This window comes from Chryseolinea lacunae, from assembly GCF_016735595.1.
Taxonomy (GTDB): domain Bacteria; phylum Bacteroidota; class Bacteroidia; order Cytophagales; family Cyclobacteriaceae; genus Chryseolinea; species Chryseolinea lacunae.
In genome coordinates this window covers 485,933-508,565 of the sequence record NZ_JAERRB010000001.1, presented here as the reverse complement: position 1 = coordinate 508,565, position 22,633 = coordinate 485,933, and the positions used below count along the sequence as shown (strand labels likewise).

21 protein-coding genes are annotated in these 22,633 nt (G+C 52.6%); 10 read left to right on the top strand and 11 right to left on the bottom strand.

The features are described from left to right. Positions 1 to 2: 2 nt before the first annotated feature. Positions 3 to 1,355 (bottom strand): IPT/TIG domain-containing protein, encoded by a 1,353-nt coding sequence (locus JI741_RS01840; protein ID WP_202006898.1) that lies wholly within the window; start codon positions 1,353 to 1,355, stop codon positions 3 to 5. Positions 1,356 to 1,499: 144 nt separating this feature from the next. Between JI741_RS01840 and JI741_RS01835 the strand changes: the two genes are divergently transcribed. Together JI741_RS01835 and JI741_RS01830 are read left to right on the top strand one after the other, a co-directional pair. Next, positions 1,500 to 2,225: a LytR/AlgR family response regulator transcription factor gene (locus JI741_RS01835; RefSeq protein WP_202006897.1), complete on the top strand. Its 726-nt coding sequence runs from the start codon at positions 1,500 to 1,502 to the stop codon at positions 2,223 to 2,225. A 5-nt stretch (positions 2,226 to 2,230) separates the two neighbouring features. After that, on the top strand, positions 2,231 to 4,282 hold the full coding sequence (locus JI741_RS01830; protein ID WP_202006896.1) for a tetratricopeptide repeat-containing sensor histidine kinase: 2,052 nt from the start codon (positions 2,231 to 2,233) through the stop codon (positions 4,280 to 4,282). Between the two features lie 8 nt (positions 4,283 to 4,290). Here JI741_RS01830 and JI741_RS01825 read toward each other — a convergent pair whose 3' ends face one another. The 3 genes from JI741_RS01825 to JI741_RS01815 all read right to left on the bottom strand — a co-directional run bounded on the left by JI741_RS01825 (position 4,291) and on the right by JI741_RS01815 (position 7,350). After that, the gene (locus JI741_RS01825; RefSeq protein WP_202006895.1) at positions 4,291 to 6,099 is read right to left on the bottom strand and encodes a hypothetical protein; all 1,809 of its coding nucleotides are present in this window, start codon (positions 6,097 to 6,099) and stop codon (positions 4,291 to 4,293) included. 120 nt (positions 6,100 to 6,219) lie between these two features. Then, positions 6,220 to 6,513, bottom strand: coding sequence for a putative quinol monooxygenase (locus JI741_RS01820; protein ID WP_202006894.1), 294 nt, complete (start codon positions 6,511 to 6,513; stop codon positions 6,220 to 6,222). A gap of 63 nt (positions 6,514 to 6,576) precedes the next feature. After that, positions 6,577 to 7,350: an SAM hydrolase/SAM-dependent halogenase family protein gene (locus JI741_RS01815; protein ID WP_202006893.1), complete on the bottom strand. Its 774-nt coding sequence runs from the start codon at positions 7,348 to 7,350 to the stop codon at positions 6,577 to 6,579. A gap of 92 nt (positions 7,351 to 7,442) precedes the next feature. Between JI741_RS01815 and JI741_RS01810 the strand changes: the two genes are divergently transcribed. The 8 genes from JI741_RS01810 (at position 7,443) to JI741_RS01775 (ending at position 16,525) form a co-directional block, all read left to right on the top strand. Further along, complete coding sequence (locus JI741_RS01810) at positions 7,443 to 8,390, top strand: PhoH family protein (protein ID WP_202006892.1); 948 nt, start codon at positions 7,443 to 7,445, stop codon at positions 8,388 to 8,390. 45 nt (positions 8,391 to 8,435) lie between these two features. Beyond that, the gene (locus JI741_RS01805; RefSeq protein WP_202006891.1) at positions 8,436 to 10,517 is read left to right on the top strand and encodes a ComEC/Rec2 family competence protein; all 2,082 of its coding nucleotides are present in this window, start codon (positions 8,436 to 8,438) and stop codon (positions 10,515 to 10,517) included. Positions 10,518 to 10,544: 27 nt separating this feature from the next. Continuing rightward, complete coding sequence (locus JI741_RS01800; RefSeq protein ID WP_369411712.1) at positions 10,545 to 11,327, top strand: enoyl-CoA hydratase/isomerase family protein; 783 nt, start codon at positions 10,545 to 10,547, stop codon at positions 11,325 to 11,327. A gap of 94 nt (positions 11,328 to 11,421) precedes the next feature. Continuing rightward, positions 11,422 to 12,285 carry a substrate-binding periplasmic protein gene (locus JI741_RS01795; protein WP_202006889.1) on the top strand — a complete coding sequence of 288 codons (864 nt, stop codon included), beginning with the start codon at positions 11,422 to 11,424 and terminating at the stop codon, positions 12,283 to 12,285. Positions 12,286 to 12,376: 91 nt separating this feature from the next. After that, entirely contained in the window at positions 12,377 to 14,293 is a 1,917-nt protein-coding gene (locus tag JI741_RS01790) for a RecQ family ATP-dependent DNA helicase (protein ID WP_202006888.1), read from the top strand. 14 nt (positions 14,294 to 14,307) lie between these two features. Continuing rightward, complete coding sequence (locus JI741_RS01785) at positions 14,308 to 15,054, top strand: YdcF family protein (RefSeq protein ID WP_202006887.1); 747 nt, start codon at positions 14,308 to 14,310, stop codon at positions 15,052 to 15,054. 279 nt (positions 15,055 to 15,333) lie between these two features. Continuing rightward, positions 15,334 to 15,555, top strand: a complete 222-nt coding sequence (locus JI741_RS01780; RefSeq protein WP_202006886.1) for a hypothetical protein — start codon at positions 15,334 to 15,336, stop codon at positions 15,553 to 15,555. Then, positions 15,503 to 16,525 carry an SDH family Clp fold serine proteinase gene (locus tag JI741_RS01775; RefSeq protein ID WP_202006885.1) on the top strand — a complete coding sequence of 341 codons (1,023 nt, stop codon included), beginning with the start codon at positions 15,503 to 15,505 and terminating at the stop codon, positions 16,523 to 16,525. The genes JI741_RS01780 and JI741_RS01775 overlap by 53 nt, the downstream gene beginning before the upstream one ends. Before the next feature lie 48 nt (positions 16,526 to 16,573). On the opposite strand, the gene recN is transcribed toward JI741_RS01775, so the two are convergent. The 7 genes from recN to JI741_RS01740 all read right to left on the bottom strand — a co-directional run bounded on the left by recN (position 16,574) and on the right by JI741_RS01740 (position 22,540). Beyond that, positions 16,574 to 18,226, bottom strand: coding sequence for a DNA repair protein RecN (recN, locus tag JI741_RS01770; RefSeq protein ID WP_202006884.1), 1,653 nt, complete (start codon positions 18,224 to 18,226; stop codon positions 16,574 to 16,576). Then, positions 18,226 to 18,450, bottom strand: a complete 225-nt coding sequence (locus JI741_RS01765; RefSeq protein ID WP_202006883.1) for a hypothetical protein — start codon at positions 18,448 to 18,450, stop codon at positions 18,226 to 18,228. The genes recN and JI741_RS01765 overlap by 1 nt, the downstream gene beginning before the upstream one ends. A 64-nt stretch (positions 18,451 to 18,514) precedes the next feature. Next, entirely contained in the window at positions 18,515 to 19,414 is a 900-nt protein-coding gene (gene porD / locus JI741_RS01760) for a type IX secretion system protein PorD (RefSeq protein WP_202006882.1), read from the bottom strand. After that, a complete protein-coding gene (gene coaBC / locus JI741_RS01755; RefSeq protein WP_202006881.1) occupies positions 19,407 to 20,600 on the bottom strand; it encodes a bifunctional phosphopantothenoylcysteine decarboxylase/phosphopantothenate--cysteine ligase CoaBC in 1,194 nt (397 codons plus the stop codon). Before coaBC ends, porD begins: the two co-directional genes overlap by 8 nt. 12 nt (positions 20,601 to 20,612) lie before the next feature. Beyond that, positions 20,613 to 20,936, bottom strand: coding sequence for a DNA-directed RNA polymerase subunit omega (locus JI741_RS01750; RefSeq protein ID WP_202006880.1), 324 nt, complete (start codon positions 20,934 to 20,936; stop codon positions 20,613 to 20,615). A gap of 4 nt (positions 20,937 to 20,940) precedes the next feature. Continuing rightward, the gene (locus JI741_RS01745; RefSeq protein ID WP_236675831.1) at positions 20,941 to 21,753 is read right to left on the bottom strand and encodes an outer membrane protein assembly factor BamD; all 813 of its coding nucleotides are present in this window, start codon (positions 21,751 to 21,753) and stop codon (positions 20,941 to 20,943) included. Positions 21,754 to 21,835: 82 nt separating this feature from the next. Continuing rightward, complete coding sequence (locus tag JI741_RS01740; RefSeq protein ID WP_202006878.1) at positions 21,836 to 22,540, bottom strand: T9SS type A sorting domain-containing protein; 705 nt, start codon at positions 22,538 to 22,540, stop codon at positions 21,836 to 21,838. Positions 22,541 to 22,633: the final 93 nt, after the last annotated feature.

The following is a 22,633-nucleotide window of genomic DNA, read 5'->3' as shown; positions in this document are numbered from 1 at the left end:
TTTTATTCGAACACGATTTTGCGGATGCGATGATTTTGTGAGTCGGCCACCACAATGTTGCCGTCGCGGTCAACGGCCACACTGGTGGGCGAATTGAATTTGGCTTCGGCACTGGGGCCATCGGCATAGCCATAGTTGCCGGTGAGTGTGATCACGCCTTCGCTGTTGATGATGCGTATGCGGTTGTTGCCCGCATCGGCCACCACCATGGTGCTGTCGCGCGGATTGAAACAAAGCCCGGTGGGATAAGCAAACCGCGATGTTTCTGCGGGACCATCGGCGTAGCCGTTGTTGAAGCTTCCCACCGGGCCGCTTCCGGCAAGGGTTGTGACTTCGCGCGCGGGACTGATGCGGCGGATGCGGTGATTAAATTGGTCGGCCACAAACAGCGTGTCGTTTGTGCCGATGGTTAGTCCGGTGGGATAATAGAAATAGGCTTCTGTTCCCACACCGTCGGCAAATGCGCCGCCGTTGTTCTGGAAGTTTCCTTTGCCTGCAAAGGTGGTCACCGTTCCATCGGTGGCAATTTTGCGGATGCGGTTGTTGAGGTAGTCGCCCACAAACACATCGCCGCGTGTGTTCACGGCAATGCCATAAGGGATGTCGAACTTGGCTTCATCGCGACTGCCATCCTGATAGCCTGTTGAGCTTCCGGCCACGGTGCTCACCACACCCTGCGCGGTGATCTTCCTGATCTTGTCGTTGTAAGAGTCGCACACATACAACGTTTGGTTGGCATCGATGGCAATGCCCGAAGGCAGGTTGAATTGCGCGCTCAGCGCGGCGCCATCGGCATAGCCGCGGCCGCTTCCGGCAAAGGTGGAGACAAGACCTTCGGTGTTGATCTTTCGGATTTTATGATTGCCCTGGTCCACTACATAAATGTTGCCGAGTGTGTCTACGGTCACGGCCACGGGTGTTTTAAATTGTGCGGCCGTGCCGTTGCCGTCTTTGAAACCTTCTTCGCCACCGGCCACGGTGATCACATTCACTTCGGTGTTGATGTAGTGAAACACCGGTGTGAAAATTTCCTTGCCGTGAATTTCAATCCTGATCTTTCCCGAACCGGCGCCGGGAGGAATGGTGATGGTTAACATTTCGGCAAAGGCGTCGGTGACCGCGCACGGTTTTCCATTCAGGGTCACCACATGGTCGGCGGGAACCAGGCCAAACCCTTTGCCTACAATTTTGACCACGGTGTTTTTGGGTCCGCTCTCGGGCAGAATTTCGAGCACCGCTATTTCGGTAGGTTTGTCGGAAGGGTCTTCCGGATTGTTGCACGAAAACAACGCAGCGAGTATCAGCACCGACACAACGGCTGTGGCATAAGAGAAGGATTGGGTTGGATGTTTCATACGGAGAGGGGAAATGAAAGTCGAAACTATTTCCACACCGGCAGATTTTTTCAACCAATAGCCCAACAACAGTTTAACTAGACGAACGACAGAATTACATCCAAAAAGGTTATTTTTGATATCCCTGACCCCCGGCGACAAACGATGCGAGCACCCATTTCCTGTATTGTGGCAGACGACGATGAAGTGGACCGCCTCACCACGCTGTCTTTCATTCGCAAGCATCCCATCCTGAAAGTGGACGGTGTGTTTGCCGGCGCCGAGGCCGTGTTGAATGCCATGCAGCATCTCACACCCGATGTGCTTTTTCTCGACATCGACATGCCACACGTTTCGGGCCTGGAGCTTCGCGAAAAGTTGAAACATGTGCCGGTCTGCATTTTCATTACCGCCTTTCCCGAATATGCCGTGGAAGCCTTCGAAAAAGAAGCGCTCGATTTTTTGGTGAAGCCCGTAAAGGCCGACCGGTTTGAGCGCGTGGTGGAACGGGTGCAACAATACCTGGACCTGAAAGACAAAGCCACGCTGGTAGACACCGCGTTGGGCGGCGATGCCATCTTCATTAAGGAAGGACACAGCCAGATAAAAATTCAACTGCACAATGTGCTTTATCTCGAAGCGCTGAAAGACTACACCCGCATTGTCACAGCCGAGCGAAAATATTGTGTGCTCTCCGCGTTGGGCAACCTCATCAAAGAAAAACCTTTCGACGCGTTTGTCCGCATTCACCGGAGCTATGCTGTGCAGAAGGAGTTTGTGAGCAAAGTCACCACGTCGCATGTGGAGATCAACGAGCACAGACTTCCCGTGGGCAGGAGCTATAAAGACGCGTTGCCCTTGTTTTCAAATTCATCCAGGCGTCAACCGTAGGCCATATGAGAGGAGTTGTTCTGGTTGCGTTCGCGTTGTTTCTGTTTGCCCCGGCAAAGTCGCAGCACGGGCAACGGTTGGTAGATTCGTTGGAGACGAAATTGAAGGCCACACACAACGACACCCTCAAAGCGAAATTGTATTCCCGCCTGTCGGACCTCTACATCGACATCGACCAGGATCAGGCATTGCACTATGCCGACAGCGTGATGCAGTTGTCCACAAAAATGAAATGGCAGCGGGGCATTGCCGATGCGAAGCTTGCTTTTGGCAACGTCTATAATTTTAACGGAAGTCCGGAGAAGGCTGTCGGTTATTTGAAGGATGCGATAGCAACCTATCAGTCCATCGCCTACAAAAGAGGGGAGGGTATGTCGCTATACGCGCTCGGGCAATCCTATGAACGCACCAGCGATTTTCCACAGGCCATACAGTATTATTTTCAAGCCCTGCAGATTCAGGAAACCTTGCCCGACAACCATTGGGAAGTGGCCATTTGTTTGTCGGCCATTTCGGTGATCTATTATTTGCAGCGCGACTATGAAAAGTCACTCGACTATTCGTTCAAAGCCCTGGCAAAAAAAGAGCTCGCCAAAAACAAAACCAGCATCGCCAACGAGCTCTACAACATCGGCGACACCTATTCGCACATGGGCGACTCTGCCAACGCGGCCACCTACAATTTGAAAGCCCTGGCGCTGTTCGACCAGTTGGGAAACAAAATGGGGCAGGCCAATGTATGTTCCAGTCTGGGCAAGTTGTTCAGAAAGAACTACAGGCTGAGTCTTGAATACCTGGACCGTGCCCGGAAAATATATTTGACCGTGAGCAGCCATTCGCCCTATGTGGCCATCACCGAAGGGCAGCTCGGGCAGGTGTTTGTAGACATGGTGAAGTCGGGCGACACGTTGTCGCTTGCGTTCAGGAACAAACACCAGATTCCCACCAGCAACCAGGCGTTGCTCAACGTGGGCGAGACCTATATCCAGCATGCCCTTGAGGCGTGCCGCGAAATTGGCGACAAGGATACCGAATATATTTTCTATGGCGACCTCGCCGAATTGCAGGCGCTGAAGGGCGATCACAAGAATGCCTTTCTGAATTTCAAACTTTATCACCACCTCCGCGATTCGCTCTACTCGCAGGAAAACAAAAATAAAATTGCCGCCGTGGAAGGCCAGCGCGAAGTGGCCCTGCGCGACAAGGAAATAGAATTGAACAAACAAACGCTGGCAACCCAACGCCAACAACAAATCACACTGCTGGCCGGGCTGGCCTTTCTGGCCGTGACCGGGCTCTTGCTCTACCGCCAAAACCGGATGCGAAAGGTGGCCAACGAAAAACTCCAGACCACCAACCACGCGCTCGACGAAGCCAACAAAACCAAAGCAAAGTTCTTCGCCATCCTCAGCCACGATCTGCGCGGTCCCATTGCCCGCCTCATCAGCTTCCTTCACTTGCAAAAAGAAGCACCCGACATGCTCACCCCACAACAAGTGCAGCTGCACCGCCAGAAAATTGTGGACGCCGCCGAAACCCTTCTCGACAACATGGAAGACATGCTGTTGTGGAGCAAATCACAAATGGACCAATTCCACCCCGCACCAAAACACATCGCCATAGACCAGTTGTTTCAACAAACCAAAGAAGCCGTAGGCGCACCCGACCACATTGCCCTGTTGCTGACCAACCCCGAAAACCTTGAGGTGTATGCCGACGAAAATTTTGTGCGCGCCATTCTCTATAACATCACCAACAACGCCGTGACTGCGCTCCACGCAACAACCCACGCAAAAGTGGAGTGGAAAGCCTGGCAAACCGAAAACAACCTGGTGCTATCCATTGCCGACAACGGACCCGGCATGAGTGCCGAAGCCCTGGCCAACATGTTTAAGAATGAAACCGTCACCAGCACAAAGCATGGCTTCGGTTCGCACATCGTCAAAGACCTGGCGCACGCCATTCAATGCGACATCGAAACTGAGAGTGAAACGGGAAAGGGGACAACGGTTTATTTAAAATTCGCTCAGAGTGAAGGGTCAGATCATTCCAGATAATAATCAACTTAACGAACCACCAGTGAATCTTTTGCTGAAGCATTGGCAAGCGCTGCGATGTCTTTGATTTCGGCGCTGAGGCTGTTGAGTTGGTTCTTGAAGCCTTCTGTGTTGTGAAGGGTTGTCTCAATAGAATGATAATAGTCAATGCCGGTCAGGAGTTGGGTGGTGAAATCAAGAATATCTTTCAAAGATTTCGCGTCGCCCTTCTTCAACGCCAGCCACTGTTCTTTCACATACGCAACGTTCAGTTGCAATTCTTTGATGAACATGTGTGGCCTGGTTTGATCAACCAGCACATTGACTCTTCCATAAATATGATCGGTCATTTCGCGCAGGGTCACAATCTTGCTGAAATAAGCAATGTTGGGGCCGGGGCAGATATTGACAGATGTGAGTCCTTTAATGGGCGGCAAGTTATATTCCACCACGGCGGCGTTGCTCAGGCCAACGCACAAACACTCTTTGCTCACCACTTCGTTATATTGACGCTCATACTCCTCCACCGAAAGGTCGAGTGTTTGAAGTTGTGCTATTTTTTGTTTTTGATATTTGTGCGATGCTGTGCAGATGGGTTCCCTGGTGAATTCGGTGTTGCTCACCAGAAACTTTTCCGTGCACGGGCTTCCCGGCTTTCCCTTGGCAATGCGCGCCAGTTTTTCTTTCTCTGCCGAGGTTCCCTTCAGGTAGTTGAACCGGATGCCCAGCGGTGAATTTTTGCTTAAGATCACATCCTTTTCTTTTGCGGCCGAAAGCAGGTGAAGCGTTTCCTGGTCAACGGTGGTGGCTTCGGGGCAGAGCAGGAAGGGCGTGCCCCAGCCCACACTTTCGATGTCGTATTTTTTGAGCAGGAACTCGGCTTCTTCGTGGGTGCCCACGCCACCTTGCACGGTGATGGCCACGGGATGGGGGCGTGCAAAGACCAGTCCCGTTTTCTTTTCGGCCACGGGCTTGTAGAGTTGAAACAACGCCTCTGCAAGTTCCTTGCGCCGGGTTTTGAATTCTTCCAGTATGGGTCCCATCAAACTGCCGTCGGTGGCAAACGCATGGCCGCCGCAGTTTAGTCCCGACTCGATGCGGAACTCGCTCACCCAAACGCCTTTCTTGGCCAGGAACTTTCCTTGGATGAGGGCCGACCGGTAGTCGCTCACCTTAATCACAATCTTCTTATCAAACACACCCCACGCCCGCGCATCAAACGCCGGAAGGCGCTCCAGGTAGTTGAAGAGCCGCGGGTTCATGCCGGCCGAAAAAACAACCGACGAATTGACCAGCACACTGTTGGCATAACCACGCAACGCCGCCAGGGCATCAGACGAATCGGGCGTTGTGTCGCTTTGGGTTTGCGGGTTGTCTTTGTCGACCTTGGTCATGATGTTCACATCGATGGCGCCGGCAACAAGTTGTGTGCGCAGGTATTGTTGCAATTGTTCTTTCTGGGGAGGTTGTGCGCCCAGCATCAGCTCATAGACCGTGCGCAATTCGCTTTTCGACGGAAGCATCTCGAAATATTTGGAGAGTTCCGATCCTTCTTCGAAGGGCAGCGCTTTCAGTTGTTCCATTTGCTGTTCCACAATCCGGTTCATCAGGTTCAGATATTCCTGGATGCGCCGGGCGCGATAGTCGGGCTGGTGCGATGTGATGGGCTCGTAGTGTTCGTGCCGCGTCTGGCAGTAGTGCGCGCGCATCAGTTCAACGAGTTTGTCTTCGATGATAGAAAGGGTTGATGTGATGCCGAAGCGCGCCACTTTGATGGGCGAGTCTATGGTGAACGCCAAGCCCATGACGGGAATGTGAAACTTGTGCACGGAAGCCATGATGTGTTTTTTTGTTGTAAGTAACACATGTGCGGGTGCAAGCCGGCTGATAAAAATCAGAGGAATGGATTTGTTTCGTCAGGTTTCGTCCGGGGCTGCTGGCAGCGTGCAAACCGGCGCCTACACTTCAATAAATTTCTCCATTGAAAACGCCTGGGTGCGTTCGGCGAAAAGTGTTTTTGTGGTGCCCCACACAGAATTGAAAAGCTCGGAGCGGCGATAGTTTTCCAGGGCGTGGGCATCGCGCCAGTGGCTGTAGGTGATGAAGGTGTTGGGTTCGTTGGCGTCTTTCATCAGCTCGAGGTGCGAGCAGCCTTCAAAATTCCGGATGCGGGTTTTGTATTCATCAAAGAGCGTCAGAAATTCGTCGACACCCGATTCCAGGAAATGCATGCGTACGATGCGGATGAGCATAGGCGGAAAGCGTTTGGTGAGAAGAAAGGTACGGAAAGTAGCGGTGTTCAAAAAAGACAGACGTCATTCGTCGAACACCACATTCACTGCCCCTCCATAACCAAGTCCGAGCAATTCGGCAGCGTTGCCTTTATAGATGCCGACCTCCAGCAGGTTGAGGCTGTTGAACACAATGAAGCATTCGCCTTCTTCGGCCTGGCTGTATTGGGCGTGGATGCGTCTGAATTTTTCGCCGCCAAACTGAATGGTGTAGCCTTTGCCCTGGCTCAGCACATCGAAGGCGTCTTTGGTGATGTTGGTGATGAGGTTGCCCATGTTGTCGACACGGATGATGCTGCCCGTGATTTGCTTTTTGGTGGCTTTCATCTGCCGGTCGATCATTTTTTTGAACATGGGCATGGGCTTGCCCAGGTTGGTAATAGACACGCCACTGGCCAGCTTGGCGGCGGCATGCGCAAAAATGTCGCGCTCCGGAAAGGTGGTGGTCACGGGGTTGATGGTGTTGAGCTCGGCCAGTTGCTGATGCGGCCGATCGCTGATGAGGCCGAACAGCCCGTTGTCGCAGCCCACAAAATAATGTTCCTCCAGTTGCAGGGCAATGAACGCATCGCCCCGGTTTCCTGTTGAATCCACACCCACCAGGTGCACGGTGCCCTTGGGGAAATCGCGGAAAACCGCCCGCAGCACAAAGGCGGCGTGGGCAATGTCGGCAGGTTTGATCTGGTGACTGATGTCTTCGATGCGAACGCCTGGATTCAGGCTGATAATCTTAGCTTTGACAGCGGCCACGTAATGATCACTTTCGCCAGAATCCGTAAGAAGCGTAACAATGGCCATGGTTGATGCTGCCGCAGATATTCGTTAATTTTGATTTGGCAAAGTAAACATTTTTAATCCACATTGTTTTTTACCTATAAATTCTAATTCGTTTGACTGAAAAAGTAGTTACACTGGAAAATATATCTATGGTCGACTTTCTGGGGCTGGAAAACAAGACCATCGACACCCTGTCGGCCGCCTTCCCCAAGAGCAGGATCATCTCGCGTGGCAACCAGATTCTCATCAAAGGCCCCACCGCCGAGATCGGGCAGATCGACGATTTGCTCACATCGCTCGTTGACCACTATCACAAATACGGCCGCGTCACCGAAGAGAACGTGCAAGCCTATATTGAACGCGAACACGAAGAGGTGCAGGCCGAACAGCAGGCTGCCGAAGACGTGATCATCTATGGCACCAAGGGCAATCCCATCAAACCCAAAACGGCCAACCAGCAAAAGCTGGTGCAGCTGGTGAAAGACAACGACCTTGTGTTTGCCCTCGGCCCCGCCGGCACCGGCAAGACCTACATCTCTGTGGCCATGGCCGTGAAGGCGTTGAAAAACAAACAGGTCAAAAAAATAATCATCACCCGTCCGGCCGTGGAAGCGGGCGAGAACCTCGGCTTTTTGCCCGGCGATCTGAAAGAAAAAATCGATCCCTACCTGCGCCCCATCTACGACGCCCTGAACGACATGATACCGTTCGAAAAACTCGGCTTCTACATGGAACGCGAAATCATCGAGATTGCGCCGCTGGCCTACATGCGTGGACGAACGTTGAACAATGCGTTCATTCTGCTCGACGAAGCGCAGAACACCACACCCATGCAAATGAAAATGTTTCTCACCCGCATGGGCCCCGAATCGAAAATGATTGTGACCGGCGACATCTCGCAGATCGACTTGCCCGTGCGCCAAAGCTCCGGACTGAAAGAAGCCACCCGCATTTTGAAAGACGTGAAGGGCATCGGCTTTGTGGAACTGAACGAAAAAGACGTGGTGCGTCACCGCCTCGTGCGCGACATCATTGAAGCCTACGGCAAGGAAACTACTTAGCACATGCTCGCGGAAACTACTTAGAGAAATTCTGTATCTTTCTCCATGATCCGGTGGATACCATACGCCTTCGTCCGCATCGTGGTGTTTTTTTGCGGCGGCATCCTGCTGGCCATTCACCGGCCCGATGCCATGGAGTGGAGCGTGGCCACCAGTCTCTTCGCCGCATGCACAGCGCTCTACCTGATTTTTGGAGGTGCCTATCGCACACTGCAAATCAATCCGGGCTTTGTAGGGCTTGCGGCAATTTTCTTTGCGGGCTATCTCGCCACAGTATCACACACAGCCTCCCGTCACGCCGATCATCTCCTGAAACTTGAAACGCCCGTGGCGTACTACCAGGCCGTTGTGTCTACAGCGCCCGAAGAAAAAGACAAGTCGTGGAAAATGGTGGGCGACGTGGTTCGCGTAAACACGCAGGGAGCGTGGCAGGCGCGCGAAGGCAAGGTGATGCTCTACTTTTCGAAACAGGATTTTAAAGAACCCTTTCAATATGGCGATGTGTTGCTCATTCGCGGCACACCGCAGGTTGTTTCCCCTCCGGGCAACCCGGGCGAGTTTGACTATCAGAAGTTCTTAAGCTACCGTCAGATCTATCATCAGCAGTTTGTGCGCGGCAAGCATGCGGCGTTGCGTGTTGACTATGCGCCCCCCAGTGTTATTATGCGCCACGCCATAGCCGTGAGGCAATGGGCCGATGGCACGTTGAAGAAATATGTGCCCGGCCTTCGCGAGCGCACGTTGGCGTCGGCATTGGTGTTGGGTGTTACCGAAGGGTTGGACAATGAACTGTTGCAGGCCTATGCTGCCACGGGTGCGTTGCATGTGTTGTCGGTGTCGGGCTTGCATGTGGGCATTGTCTATTGGCTGTTGTTGTTGCTGCTTCGGCCGCTTCAAAAAACAGCGCGGGGCAAATGGGTGCTGGCCGTGGTGAGCATTGTTGTGTTGTGGGGCTATGCCTTTGTGACGGGACTTTCGCCGTCGGTGTTGCGCGCGGTGGCCATGTTTTCGTTTATGGCGCTGGCCAAGCCGTGGAACCGGCAAACGAACATGTATAACACGCTGGCCGCGTCGGCGTTTTGTTTGTTGCTCTACGATCCTTTCATGATCATGTCGGTGGGGTTTCAGCTTTCCTACCTGGCCGTGGCGGGCATCGTCTATCTTCATCCGCCGTTGTATGCGTTGTGGGAACCGCGTGCGCGTGTGGTGGACGAAGTGTGGAAAGTTTCGAGTGTGTCTATCGCCGCGCAGGGTGCAACGTTTGCCCTGGGGTTGCTCTACTTCCATCAGTTTCCCAACTATTTTCTGGTGGCCAACCTGGTGGCCATTCCCGCTTCCTTTGGTGTGCTGGTGTTGGGTTTGGTGGTGTTGGCGGTCGGTGCCGTTCCGGTAATTGCAAACTTTCTGGGCATGGTGTTGGGATGGATTGTCAAGATCATGAATGCGTTTGTGTTTGGTGTGGAGAATCTGCCGCTCAGCCGAATCGAAAACATCTACATCACCCCCGCACAATTTTACCTGCTCGCGCTGGTGTTGCTTTGCCTGGTGTTGTTGCTCGAAACAAAACAACTGCGCTGGCTGGGTGTGGCCGTATGCGCCGCCACGTTCTTTTCTGTTTTGCAGTTTGAATACATTCGCAACGAGGTTGAACAACACACCTTCACCGTGTATAAGACGCCGGGATTTTCGGCCGTCGATTTTGTGGACGAAGGACAAGTGTTTTTCTGGGGCGACTCCGCGCTGGCCAACGACGCGGGCAAAATTCGTTTTCACATAGCCCCCAACCGCATTCGCGCCGGCGCGGCCGTGCACGCATCACAAGCCACGCGGGCAAACGTGGGCGAGGGATGCGAGGTGATGGTGTGGCAGGGAAAAACCATTCTCCGGATTTTTGCCAGGGGCTTCAAACTTTCGCCGGGGTTGGCTGTTGATTACATCATGATCAGCCGCAATGCCGTGAGGGATTTACAGGAGCTGCGCGCCATTCATGCGTGCCAAATTATCCTAGATGGCAGCAACTCTTTCTACACATCAGAAAAACTGCGGACGCAAGCCGGGCGCCTGAAGCTACCGTTGCACGCCGTGCTTCACGATGGCGCGTTCGCATTGCCGGCGGTCAATCTATAAACCCATGAACAATACCAGACTATCGCTATGATACCCATGAACTACATCCACTATTCCATCGACAACCACATCGGCGTCATCACACTGAGCCGCCCCGAGAAACGCAATGCCCTGAGCTTTGAGCTGGTGGGAGAGTTGAAGGAAGCTTTTGCTCTGCTGGGCGACGACCCCACGGTGAAAGTGATTATTCTGAAAGCGGAAGGCGAAGCATTTTGCGCGGGAGCCGACCTGGCCTATCTGCAAAAGCTCCAGGAATTTTCGTACGAACAAAACCTGGCCGACTCCAGCCACCTGAAAGAATTGTTTCTGTTGATGTACACGCTCAAGAAAGTGATCATCGCCCAGGTGCAGGGCCATGCGCTGGCGGGGGGCTGTGGGCTGGCGGCGGTGTGCGACTTTGTGTTTGCCGCACCCGAAGCCAAGTTTGGCTACACCGAAGTGCGCATCGGTTTCATACCCGCCGTTGTCATGGTGTTTCTGTTGCGCAAGGTGGGCGAGTCGCATGCCAAGCGGTTGTTGCTGAGTGGCGAGCTGATCACGGCCGACGAAGCAAAACACCTGTCGCTTATTCACCACGTTGTGCCAAGAGAAAAACTGGAAGCCGAGACACATGAGTTTGCCGCCAATCTCATCCGCACCAACTCAACCCACGCCATGATGATGACCAAGCAAATGATCGCGCACGTGCAGAGTTTAGCCCTGTCGGAAGCGCTAACGTTTGCAGCAGAACGCAACGCCGAAGCCCGCGCAAGCGATGATTGCAAGCGTGGTGTGGATGCTTTTCTCCGGAAAGAAAAAATAACATGGTAATCTGTAATATGACTGAAAAACTAACGTCGATATTACAGCAACGCGAAATTATTATCGCGAATCTTCTAACTCAGGGGTTGAATTAACCTGACCCATGAGAACCCTTATTACCAACTTGTTACTGTTCGTGGCCGCGTCGGCTTCCATGGCCCAATCCTATACGGGCGACACCTGGAAGCAGACCAAAAAAAGCGGAAAAGGCACCTTGACGCTCGCCTACGTGCAAACGCCCAGCTTCATCTATGTAGACAACTCCGGTCAGCTCACCGGCATCTGCATCGACATCATGAAAGACTTCAGAACCTGGGTGAAAGACAATAAAAAAGTTGACATCGAATTCAAGTTTGTAGGCGACGGCTCCAACTTCCGGGGCATGTACGATAAAGTGAAGATATCGAAAGGCGGCGTGGTGGGCCTGGGCAACGTCACCATCACCGAAGAGCGCAAGAAGGAAGTGAAATTCAGCCCGCCCTTCATCACCAACTTTGCCATTCTGGTCACCCAAAACAAAGTGTCGAACCTGAACAAGCTCGAAGACATGCCCAAAACATTCTCGGGCCTCACGGCCTACACCGCCAAGGGCACGCTCAACGAAAAGCGCACGCTTGAACTCAAGGAGAAATATTTCCCTGACCTCAAAATCACCTACACCACCACCAGCCAGGAAACACTCGAGAAAATGCTGTCAGACAACAAAGGCATGGCTTACCTCGACCTGGCGTTCTATCTCGAAGCGGTGCAGTTAAAGAAGTCTGTGAAGCGCCACCCGTTGGCCGACAAGGCCGCCGAGCAGTTCGGATTCATCATGCCCAGCAACAGCGACTGGGGCACCCCGTTTGAAGAGTTTTTTGCCGCCAACGGGGGCTACCTGAACACCAAGGAATACAAAGCCATTTTGTTTAAACACCTGGGTGAGGCCGGCATGAAACTCATGCAATCGCAGTCGCAGGCAAAATAGGCGAACCCGCATCGCATAACCAGACCTGGCCGGTGTCGAAACTTGCCGGGTCTTTTTTTTATAGCCCAACCTTCGCCTATCTTCGTTTTTGTTGGAGACGCCTCACACCATATTAAAACAGTATTGGAACCACAGCCAGTTCAGGCCGGGGCAGGAGGAGATCATTCACTCCGTGCTGCAAGGTCACGACACGCTGGCGTTGCTTCCCACGGGCGGGGGCAAGTCCATCTGTTTTCAGGTGCCCGCATTGTTGCGCGAAGGGCTTTGCATTGTGGTGACGCCCCTCATCGCCCTCATGAAAGACCAGGTAGAGCAACTGAAGCGACGCAACATCGACGCCGTGTCCATTCACTCCGGCATGCCGTGGCGCGAAATAGACATCCTGCTGAACAACTGCATCTATGGTCCCATAAAATTTCTCTACGTGTCGCCCGAGCGTTTGCACACCGAGCTTTTTATGGAGCGCGTCAAACAAATGAAGGTGAGCCTCATCGCCATAGACGAAGCCCATTGCATTTCGCAGTGGGGTTACGACTTCCGGCCATCGTATCTGAAAATTGTTGCTCTGCGCGAGCAGAAGCCCGAGGTGCCCGTGATCGCCCTCACGGCCACGGCCACACAGCAGGTGCGCGACGACATCATGGACAAGCTGGCCTTTCGCAAACACGCGGGTGTGTTTCAAAAATCGTTTGCCCGTCACAACCTCTCGTTTGTGGTGCGCAAGGCCGAACACAAGGAACGCAAGGTGTTGGAAATACTCACCAAAGTGAACGGCTCTGCCATCCTCTATGTGCGCTCGCGCAAAGCCACCCAGGACTTTGCTGAATGGCTTTCGAAAAAAGGCATCAGCGCTTCGTTCTATCATGCAGGCCTTGACTTTGAAGAACGCAACCGCCGGCAGGAAGAGTGGATCAAAAACGAAAAGCGGGTGATGGTGGCCACCAACGCCTTCGGCATGGGCATCGACAAACCCGATGTGCGCATCGTGATTCACCTCGACCTTCCGGAAAACATCGAGTCCTACTATCAGGAAGCCGGACGTGGTGGAAGAGATGGCCAGCGCGCCTACGCCGTCATGATCTATAACGACGCCGACGTGTTGAACCTGAAAACCAAAACCGAGCAGTCGCAACCCGCACCGGCCTATCTCCGAAAAATATACCAGGCCCTTGCCAACTACTATCAGCTGGCCGAAGGTAGCGGCGAAGGCCAGGGCTACGACTTCGACCTCCACGATTTCACGGAGCGCTTCAACGTGCATGCCGCCGAAGTCTATGCCGCGCTGAAGAAGCTGGAAGAAGAAGGCCTCATCCAATTCAACGAAAGTTTCTACAGCCCCCCGCGCATACACCTCGCGCTCGACAAGGGCAAACTCTATGAATTCCAGGTAGCCCATGCCCAGTTTGATGCGCCCATCAAAATGCTGTTGCGCCTTTTTGGGGGCGAGCTCATGTCGGGCTTTGCCAGAATATCGGAACCGCTGCTGGCCAAAGGACTGAAGATTTCCACGGCCGAAATGGTGAAAATATTGAAACACCTCGACGAGCTGCAGGTGCTGGTCTACCAGCCCGTGAAAGACAAACCGCAGCTCACCTACCTCACGCCCCGGCAGGACGCCCAACGCCTGTCGTTGAATCTGGCGCGCATGGAAGCGCGCAGAACGTTGATTATTGGCAAAATGGAGGCCATGGTGGCATTTGCCACCACCGCCCACCGCTGCCGCATGCAGATGATTCAGGATTATTTTGGCGAGGAGACCTTTAACACTTGTGGCATCTGCGATGTTTGTATTCAAAACCGGAAACACGAAAACATGGAGGCCTACGAAGACCTGCACGGCGAAGTGGCCACGGTGTTGAAAAAGAAACCCATGACCGTGGAAGAACTGGAAGAAATTATCGCCCCCCGCGACCACGAACTGTTTGTGGACGTGATTCGCGAAATGGTAGACGATGGCAAACTGGCCTACGATGCTGCTTGGAAACTGAGAGTGAATGAAAAAGAATAACTGCCGGAGAGAACATGAATAAGCGCCTGAAGAAGTTTTTGAGATTTTTTGTCTATTTCCACATTTGCCTGGCCGTGGCCCTGTTGCTGACACACTGCTCGTTCTCGCACTATGCGCACAAAGCCTACGATCAGGCCAAAAAAGACAAGCCCTACGACGTGGTGATTGTGCCGGGTGTGCCCTACGAAAAAGAAAAAACAACGTCGGTCATGAAGATGCGCATCTATTGGGCCAAACATCTTTACGACAGCGGCTTCACCAAAAACATCATCTTCTCCGGCTCGGCCGTCTACAGTCCCTACGTGGAAGGCATCGCCATGAAAATCATTGCCGACACCCTGGGCATTCCCGCCGAACATACCTTCTCTGAAACCAAAGCCGAGCACAGCACCGAAAATGTATACTATTCGTGGAAGATGGCCAAACAAATGGGCTTTCAGAAAATAGCGGTCGCCACCGATCCCTATCAGGGCCGCCTGCTGAAAAGCTTTGCCAAAAAATATTGCCCCGGCGTGAAAGTCATCCCCATCGTGTTCGACATCCTGAAAATGGATGACACCCCGCTACCCAACATCAACTACGACTCGGCTTTCCGCAAAGAGTTTGTGTCCATCACCGTGCGCGAAAGTTTCTGGCAACGCTTCCGCTACACCATGGGCCGCCGCATAAAAGATGAACTCCAGGACGAGAAAGAAAAGAAGAAGCGGGAAGAGAAGGAAAAAGACAATGTGAAAGCGATGACGCCTGTGGCGACGCAGTAGCTATAGTGGCGAGTTTTTGGGGTGTTTTTCCGGATCGGGAAAAAATAATTTTAAAAAATTTTAGAGGAGTTGTTTTTTTGAGAGCCCCGCATGATCGTTAGTGATTTTCCGATATTCGTCGGCACAAATTGTGATTCTGTTGATGGTTAAGTCTAACTGAAAGTCCTGTTTTTTCGAAGTGTCTGACGGGTGGGTGGAACATGGATCGTTTTCCGAATAATTTTATTTACCTATGCATGCGGGCAAGGAAAAGAAATCCGATCCCAAACTAACCTGTTTATGAAAAATTTATTGATCAACACGCATTTTGGAGAACTCTCCCAAGAAACTCAGAAGGTCCTTTCTGACTATAAAAATGTTGAGGAAATATTGAAGAGAACGTATGTGGCGATGGGGCAAACAAAGGTCACGGTTAGCATTAGCAGCGATTCATCAACCGGCAAAATAAATGTCAAGTCAGGAACAACAACCAGCCCCGGTACCAACTTTAGAAAATTCTAGCGTTAGCTCTGCTCAGGTAAGAGAATCGGTTTCAGCGTCAGCAGAGAACCCCATTGTTAGATTTAGATCCACTCAAGATTGGTATACATTTTTGCATTCAAACCCGACACCAGAAGTTGATGGTGACAGGCTAAGAGAATTTCGTTCCCGGTGCTATGCCGAGATCGAAGCACTTCGCGGTCGCCCGTTGATTGTTTACGCAGCCAGGTTTCTCGACCAGACGCAACTCCCCAGCTCGATTGCTTTAGATGACATTGAAGGTTTTACTGATTTGGTAAATGCGATACCCGCGGCGCACGAATCTATAGACGTGTTGTTGCACAGCCCCGGGGGCGATCCAAATGCGACCGAACGAATCGTTGGCATTTTGAGAAACAGATTCAGAGAGGTGCACTTTATCATACCTCATTCTGCATACTCCGCAGCGACAATGCTGGCGCTCTCGGGAAATGAAATAACCCTGCACTCCAGCGCCACCTTAGGGCCGATAGATCCACAACTCGACGGCATTCCGGCGCGCTCTATTATCAATGGTTTTGAAAATGCAAAACAAAAGATACAACTGGAGGGTCCAGAAACGTTGCCCGCTTATGTTCCACTATTGCAAAAGCTGGATCTACATCTTTTGGAGATTTGTGAAGATGCCGATAAACTTTCCAAGCAGCTGGTAACAACGTGGCTGACGAACTACATGTTTGCCGGAAAACAGGATGTCGAGACTGTGCGCATTACGGAGATCGTAGAATATTTTTCAAGCTACGACGATCATATGACGCATTCGCGTCCGCTTCACTATGGGAAAATCGCTCAGTTAGGAGTTATGATAAATCAACCCACCGGCCGGTTGCGTGACTTAATTTGGGAGACGTTTATTCTGATTAATATTTTCTTTGGAAATACTGGATTCTACAAGCTCTACGAAAACAATTACGGAATTTCGTGGGGACGTCAACAAGTTTTACAGCCTTAGCCATCAGTCGTCTGAGGCAGCATTAGCCCGGGCACATCATCCGGAAGTTTATTGACTCAGCAACTCCTGCGCATTTTCCAACGCAATCTTCGAAGGCTTGGCACCGCCAATCATCTTGGCTATTTCCTCCACGCGGTCGTTTTCGCCCAGCAGTTTGATGGAACTGATGGTTTTTGCGGAAGAGTTGTCCTTATACACAAAGTAGTGTGCGTCGCCTTTGGCGGCAATTTGGGGCAAGTGGCTGATGGCAATCACCTGGTGGCGTGTGGCCATTGTTTTCATGAGGTTGCCCAACTTGATGGCTACTTCGCCCGAGATGCCCGTGTCTATTTCGTCGAGTATCAGCGTGGGCATGGCGGCCTTCTCGGCCATCACATACTTGATGCCGAACATGAGTCTGGAGAACTCGCCACCCGATGCCACCTGGGCCAGCGGGCGTGGGCTCACGCCCTTGTTGGCGCTGAACAAAATGTCTATGCGGTCGGCGCCTTGTGCGGAAAGCTCTGCGGGTTGTGTGTCGATTTGAAGGGTTGCGTTGGGAATGCCCAGCTCTTGCAACAAACCGGTGAGTTGTTTGCAAAGGGGAGTAAAAACTTTCACGCGCGACTCTGTCAGTTTTTTGGCGGTGGCCGTCACGGTTTTGTGGGCTTGTTCAAAAGCTTTCTTCGCGGCCTCCAGCGACTCGTCGAGGGTGGAGGTGAGCGTGTTCTTTTGCGACAGCTCTTCTTGTATGGCCATGAGGGCACGCAGGTCGGCGGCCTTATGTTTTTTCAACAGCTTGTAAATGGTACTGAGGCGTTCTTTCACAAACTCGGCACGCTGCGGATCGAATTCTATTTTCTCTTCTTCGCGTTCAATCTCGGCTGCCACATCATCCAGTTCGATAATCAAACTGTCGAGGCGTTGCAGCAGGTTTTCGTAGGCTGGTGCATAGGCTGCCACCGCGTTCAGGTGGCCGCGTGCTTCCGAGAGGCTGGTGCGCGAGGCATACTCCGAATTGTTCACCAGGTCGAGCACTTGCTGGAAGCGTGTTTTTATTTCGCCCGAGTGCTCCATGATCTTCAGTTCCGACTCCATCGAATCCTGTTCGCCTTCTTCCAGGTTTGCCTGCACCAGTTCGTCCAGTTGGAAGCGGATGTAGTCGGCATCCTGGCGCAGCGTGTCGGCTTCGGATACTAGGTTGTCGTATTCCTTGCGCGTCTTGCTATAGGCTTGCCAGTCGGCGGCATATTGTTCGCGCAACGTGGTGTTGCCGGCGTAGGCGTCTACCAGTTTCAGTTGAAAGCTCTGTTGCCCCAGTTGCAGCGTTTCGTGTTGCGAGTGGATGTCCATCAGCAACGTGCCCAAACGTTTCATCACTTCCAGGGTCACCGGGGTGTCGTTGATGAATGCGCGCGATTTTCCGCCGGGGCTGATCTCGCGGCGGATCACCGTGGTGTCGTCGTAGTCGAGGTCTTCGCTTTTGAACAACGACTTGAGTTTATAGTCTTTGATAAAGAAGGTTCCTTCAATGATGCACTTCTGTTCTTCGTCCCACAGCACCTTGGTGTCGGCGCGGTTGCCCAGCAGCAGGCCGATGGCGCCGAGCATGATGGACTTTCCGGCACCGGTTTCGCCCGTCACCACGTTGAGACGGGCCGAGGGTTCCAGCACGAGGTGCTTGATGAGGGCGTAGTTTTGTATGGTGAGGTGTTTCAGCATTAGGCGCGTGTGTCGACGTATACTTCGGCGATGGTGTTTAAACGGTAGATCATTTTCTTCTGACGCATGTTCACCAGGGTTATTTCGGTGGCGTTGGCAGCCGCCAGTTCGCCTACCATGGCCGTGTCGTCTGTGAGCACAATATTAATTTTTTTACCCAAAAATTCCGTGATCCGTTTCCGGATTTGCTCAGTGTCGCTAAGGCGTAATTGTTTGGTGCTCATGTGCAGCGTCGTTCCGGCAAAGCTGCCGAAATCGGGGCATGAATCCAACACGTGAAAGGTGAAATCAGTTCTGGATCATCTTGTCGTAGGCCGCCCGGTTGCTGGGGTCGATGGTGGTGATGATGTCGTAGGCCTCGCGCCGCACCTGGATGCTGCCCGACGAAAACACGTTGGCCAGCTCCTTGCTCTTGGCGTCGAAGAAGCTGATCACCAGAATGGAGGCAGGGTTGATGTCGCGCATTTTCTTGACATCGCGCAGGCTCTTCAATATTGTTTCCCGGCTCTTGTCCGGATCCTTCTCGAAGTTGTCGAGTGCCAGCCGGTGATAGGCATACAGGGCTTTGCGCATATCCACCGATTGTGCGTTGTTATAGTTCTCCACAATCCAGTAGCGGCTCCGGTTGCTGCCCAGGGGTTGCCAGCCGGCGCGGTTAGATTGTTGCGCGTTGTTCACCACGGCCAGTGCCTTCTGAAAGTAGGGTGTGCCGCCCAGTTCGCTGAACGTGTCGGCATCTACACCAATCACCATGTAGGCATAGAGGGCCAGCATGGAGGTGAGGTTGGTGGTGAAGGTGTTGTCGTTAAATTCAAGCGGCAGCGATTCGATGTATTCAAACTCCCAGTCGCGGTCGGCATAGTTGAAGGTGAGGCTGGAATAGTTCGTGTTGTAGACCGGGCGCGCGGCCTGCACCTGCACCGACGCCGTGAAGTTGCCAATGGCGGGCATCTTGGTGATGGTGATCAGCATGTTGCAGTTGATCTTCTCGTAGGGCTTATACGAATCGTTGGTCCACTTGCGCGTGTTCATGAATTGCTCCACGGCTGTTTTCATGTCGCGGAAAATGCCGCGATCGCTGGTGGTCACTTGCGTGGAGTTGATGGTGACGAGGCAGTTCAGTTCTTGCGACCATGCCATGCTTGCCGTGCCCAGCAGCAGGAAAAACAGAAGTGTGTATTTACCCATGCAATTTTTCGATTATGGCGGCCACGATATCCTGGGCCACAGCGTCTTTCGATTTCAGGTCGAAAGATTTCACCTGCTGGTTGCGGTCCATGATGGTGATCTTGTTGGTGTCGTGTCCAAATCCCGCGCCGTTGTCGCGCAGGGAATTTAGCACAATGAGGTCAAAGTTTTTGGCCTCCAGTTTTTTTAGTGCGTTGGCCTGTTCGTGTTCTGTTTCCAGCGCAAAGCCAACAATGATTTGTCCGTTGTGTTTCAGTTTGCCCAGCGAGGCGGCGATGTCGCGCGTCTTCACCAGTTCAAGATTAAACACGTCGTCTTTCTTTTTGATTTTCTGATCGGCCACTGTCGCGGGGCGATAGTCGGCCACGGCGGCCGCCAGCACGGTGATGTCGGCAGCGGGAAAGAGTGTGGCGCAGGCGTTATACATTTCTTCGGCGGAGGTCACAGACGTAACGCTCACCCCCGCGTGTTGCGTATGTTGTTGCGTGGGGCCCGACACCAGGTTCACTTCCGCACCCGCGTTGGCCAACGCTTCGGCAACGGCAAAACCCATCTTGCCGCTGGAGTGGTTGCCGATGAAACGCACGGGGTCGAGCGCTTCATAGGTAGGTCCGGCGGTGACCAGCACTTTCTTGCCTGCTAATTTCTGTGGTGTAAAGAAGTTTTGGAGATGGGCTATCAATGCTTCGGGTTCGGCCATGCGGCCGTTGCCCACCAAACCACTGGCCAGCTCGCCAAAGGCGGGGTCGATGATGTGGTTGCCAAAGCTTTTCAGTTTTTGAAGGTTGGCCTGAACGGCCGGGTGTTGCAGCATGTCGAGGTCCATGGCCGGGGCCAGAAAAACAGGGCAGCGTGCGGAGAGATAGACGGCCAGCAGCAGGTTGTCGCAGATGCCGTTGGCCATTTTGCCGAGGGTGTTGGCGGTGGCCGGTGCCAACAGTATGGCATCGGCCCACAACCCAAGGTCTACATGATTATTCCACGTGCCGGAGCTTTGAAACTCCGTGAGGGCGGGGCGTTTCGACAGGGTGGAGAGGGTGAGGGGCGTGATGAACTCATGCGCGTCGGGCGTCATGATCACTTGCACCTCGGCTCCGGCTTTCACCAGAAGCCTCACGAGCACAGCCGACTTATAGGCCGCTATGCCACCACAAACGCCTACCACGATTCGCTTGCCCTTCGGCATGGCCGACCGTGATTAAAGTTCCTGTCTGGTATCGCCTTCGCCGCGCAGACGGAAGTTCAGCTTTTCTTCGATAAATTCTTCCGTTGCCGTAGTCGTAGGCTTGGGCATGCGCTCATAGAACTTCGAGATTTCAATTTGCTCGCGGTTCTCGAACACTTCTTCCAGGTTATCGACCGTGGTGGCAAACTCAGCCAGCTTGTTGTTGAGCTCTTCCTTGATGTTCACGGCGATCTGACGCGCGCGTTTCGAAATCACCACAACCGATTCATAGATGTTACCGGTTTGGTCTGCGATTTTTTCTACATCGCGGGTTACTACTGATGATTGAACTGCCATATGATTACGAATTATTGTTTTTTGATTTAGTGATTTTCCCCAGGCTGTCGGCATACATGCGCTCGGCGTCCTCGAGATAGGTGCTGCCCGGATAGCGGTCCACAAATTCCTTGTAGTGTTCCACCACGCCCTTGTAGCGATCGAGTTGCTTGGAGTAGATGCTTTGCTCGGCCAACTTATATTCCGAAGAGATCACCAGGTAGTAGGTGCGCTCCAGGTATTTCGAGTCGGGGAAGTTGTCTTTAAAATTATTCAGGGCCACAATAGCCGCCTTGTAGCTGCGCATGCGGTAATACTGATAGGCATTGTCGAACCCTTTCTTTTCCAGTTTTTCCTGCGTGGTGAAAATCACCTCGACGGCTTTGTCGCGGAATTGGCTTTGGGGGTAGCGGTTCAAAAACTGCTGCATGGCCGCCATAGCGTCTTCGCTGCTCGATTGGTCCAGATTGGAGTTTGGCGAGGAAGCATACATCGAATAGGCATACATGTAGCGGGCTTCTTCGGCCATGCTGCTGCGACCATAGGTTTCGTAGAACGTTTTGAACTGCTCCGACGACAATAGGTACAGCTTGTCATAGAACTGGCAATAGGCCAGGTAGAACTGCACTTTTTCGCCTTCGGGAAGGCCTCGCACGATCGGAATGATCTGTTCGAACAGCACCGAAGCCTTGTAATAGTCCTTTTTGTTGTAATAGCTCAACGCCGCGTCATACTTGACGCGCCAGTCTTGGCTTTTCTCGATTTTCCGGAATTTGCTGCACGAAACAGCGATGATCAGGATCAGCGCCAGGGAAAGGTATGAGGATACACGTTGCATAAGCCCGCAAATATAATATAAACAGCCAGAACTGGAAAACGTCATTTTTTCCTTTACAGATGCGTGAACGGGCAAAGAAGTTTTATTTTTTTACGATGAGCTTTCGTGTCATCACCCCCTCATTGTCGATATAGAGGGTATAAAAATAGATTCCGGCGCTCAAATCGTCGGTTTTTATGCGAACCAGGCTTTCCAGCGACGGCAGGCTGTATTCGCCCACCGGGTTGCCCAGGATGTTGTGTACAACGATTTTGGCCTTGATCCGGTCGTTCAGGATTTTATATTCCACCTGGGCATGGTCGATCACCGGATTGGGGTAGACGTCGTGCAGGGTTATGAACCGGGAGGTGTAGAGGCTTTGCTTCTCGGGCTTTTCTTCCACATCGAAGTTTAACTCAAACTCTATGGGCTGGCCTGGGTTGGACTTGTTGTAGACGATGTATTTGAGGGTGCTTGCGCCGGAAACAAAGCCCGCTTCGAGCGAGATGTTGAAGTTGGCCAGGGTTTGGCCGGGGTCAACCTTCACGATGTAGTCTTCCACTTTCTGGTCGAGACAGTTGTTGTCGATGCAGAAGTAGTTTTTTTGTGTGCCGCCGATCTGGCCGGTCACTTTGCGGATGATGAGGGTGATGGCTTTGTCGGTGGTGTTGCGGAAGCGGAGGGGAGCTTTGATGGTTTCGCCGATAACGCCCTTGTAGGATTCCTGGAGGCTGGTGATCTCAAACCCTTGACTGAATCCGACACGGGACACAGCAAGGATAATTACCAACAACACCGAATACTTCATACGTTTTTTTGTGTTTCACAAAATTTAAACATTTTAACGGGTTGTCATAATAGAAAGCCAAGTTTTTCGTTCGGCGGTCTCATTTTTTTTCAA

Coding starts and splice junctions, on each gene's coding strand:
- JI741_RS01745 (WP_236675831.1), bottom strand. CDS start 21,753: ATGCAACGTGTATCCTCATACCTTTCCCTGGCGCTGATCCTGATCATC.
- JI741_RS01815 (WP_202006893.1), bottom strand. CDS start 7,350: ATGGCCATTGTTACGCTTCTTACGGATTCTGGCGAAAGTGATCATTAC.
- recN (WP_202006884.1), bottom strand. CDS start 18,226: ATGCTGAAACACCTCACCATACAAAACTACGCCCTCATCAAGCACCTC.
- JI741_RS01785 (WP_202006887.1), top strand. CDS start 14,308: ATGAATAAGCGCCTGAAGAAGTTTTTGAGATTTTTTGTCTATTTCCAC.
- JI741_RS01820 (WP_202006894.1), bottom strand. CDS start 6,513: ATGCTCATCCGCATCGTACGCATGCATTTCCTGGAATCGGGTGTCGAC.
- JI741_RS01765 (WP_202006883.1), bottom strand. CDS start 18,450: ATGAGCACCAAACAATTACGCCTTAGCGACACTGAGCAAATCCGGAAA.
- JI741_RS01800 (WP_369411712.1), top strand. CDS start 10,545: ATGATACCCATGAACTACATCCACTATTCCATCGACAACCACATCGGC.
- JI741_RS01775 (WP_202006885.1), top strand. CDS start 15,503: ATGTCAAGTCAGGAACAACAACCAGCCCCGGTACCAACTTTAGAAAAT.
- JI741_RS01825 (WP_202006895.1), bottom strand. CDS start 6,099: ATGGCTTCCGTGCACAAGTTTCACATTCCCGTCATGGGCTTGGCGTTC.
- JI741_RS01830 (WP_202006896.1), top strand. CDS start 2,231: ATGAGAGGAGTTGTTCTGGTTGCGTTCGCGTTGTTTCTGTTTGCCCCG.
- JI741_RS01795 (WP_202006889.1), top strand. CDS start 11,422: ATGAGAACCCTTATTACCAACTTGTTACTGTTCGTGGCCGCGTCGGCT.
- JI741_RS01840 (WP_202006898.1), bottom strand. CDS start 1,355: ATGAAACATCCAACCCAATCCTTCTCTTATGCCACAGCCGTTGTGTCG.
- coaBC (WP_202006881.1), bottom strand. CDS start 20,600: ATGCCGAAGGGCAAGCGAATCGTGGTAGGCGTTTGTGGTGGCATAGCG.
- JI741_RS01835 (WP_202006897.1), top strand. CDS start 1,500: ATGCGAGCACCCATTTCCTGTATTGTGGCAGACGACGATGAAGTGGAC.
- porD (WP_202006882.1), bottom strand. CDS start 19,414: ATGGGTAAATACACACTTCTGTTTTTCCTGCTGCTGGGCACGGCAAGC.
- JI741_RS01780 (WP_202006886.1), top strand. CDS start 15,334: ATGAAAAATTTATTGATCAACACGCATTTTGGAGAACTCTCCCAAGAA.
- JI741_RS01805 (WP_202006891.1), top strand. CDS start 8,436: ATGATCCGGTGGATACCATACGCCTTCGTCCGCATCGTGGTGTTTTTT.
- JI741_RS01740 (WP_202006878.1), bottom strand. CDS start 22,540: ATGAAGTATTCGGTGTTGTTGGTAATTATCCTTGCTGTGTCCCGTGTC.
- JI741_RS01750 (WP_202006880.1), bottom strand. CDS start 20,936: ATGGCAGTTCAATCATCAGTAGTAACCCGCGATGTAGAAAAAATCGCA.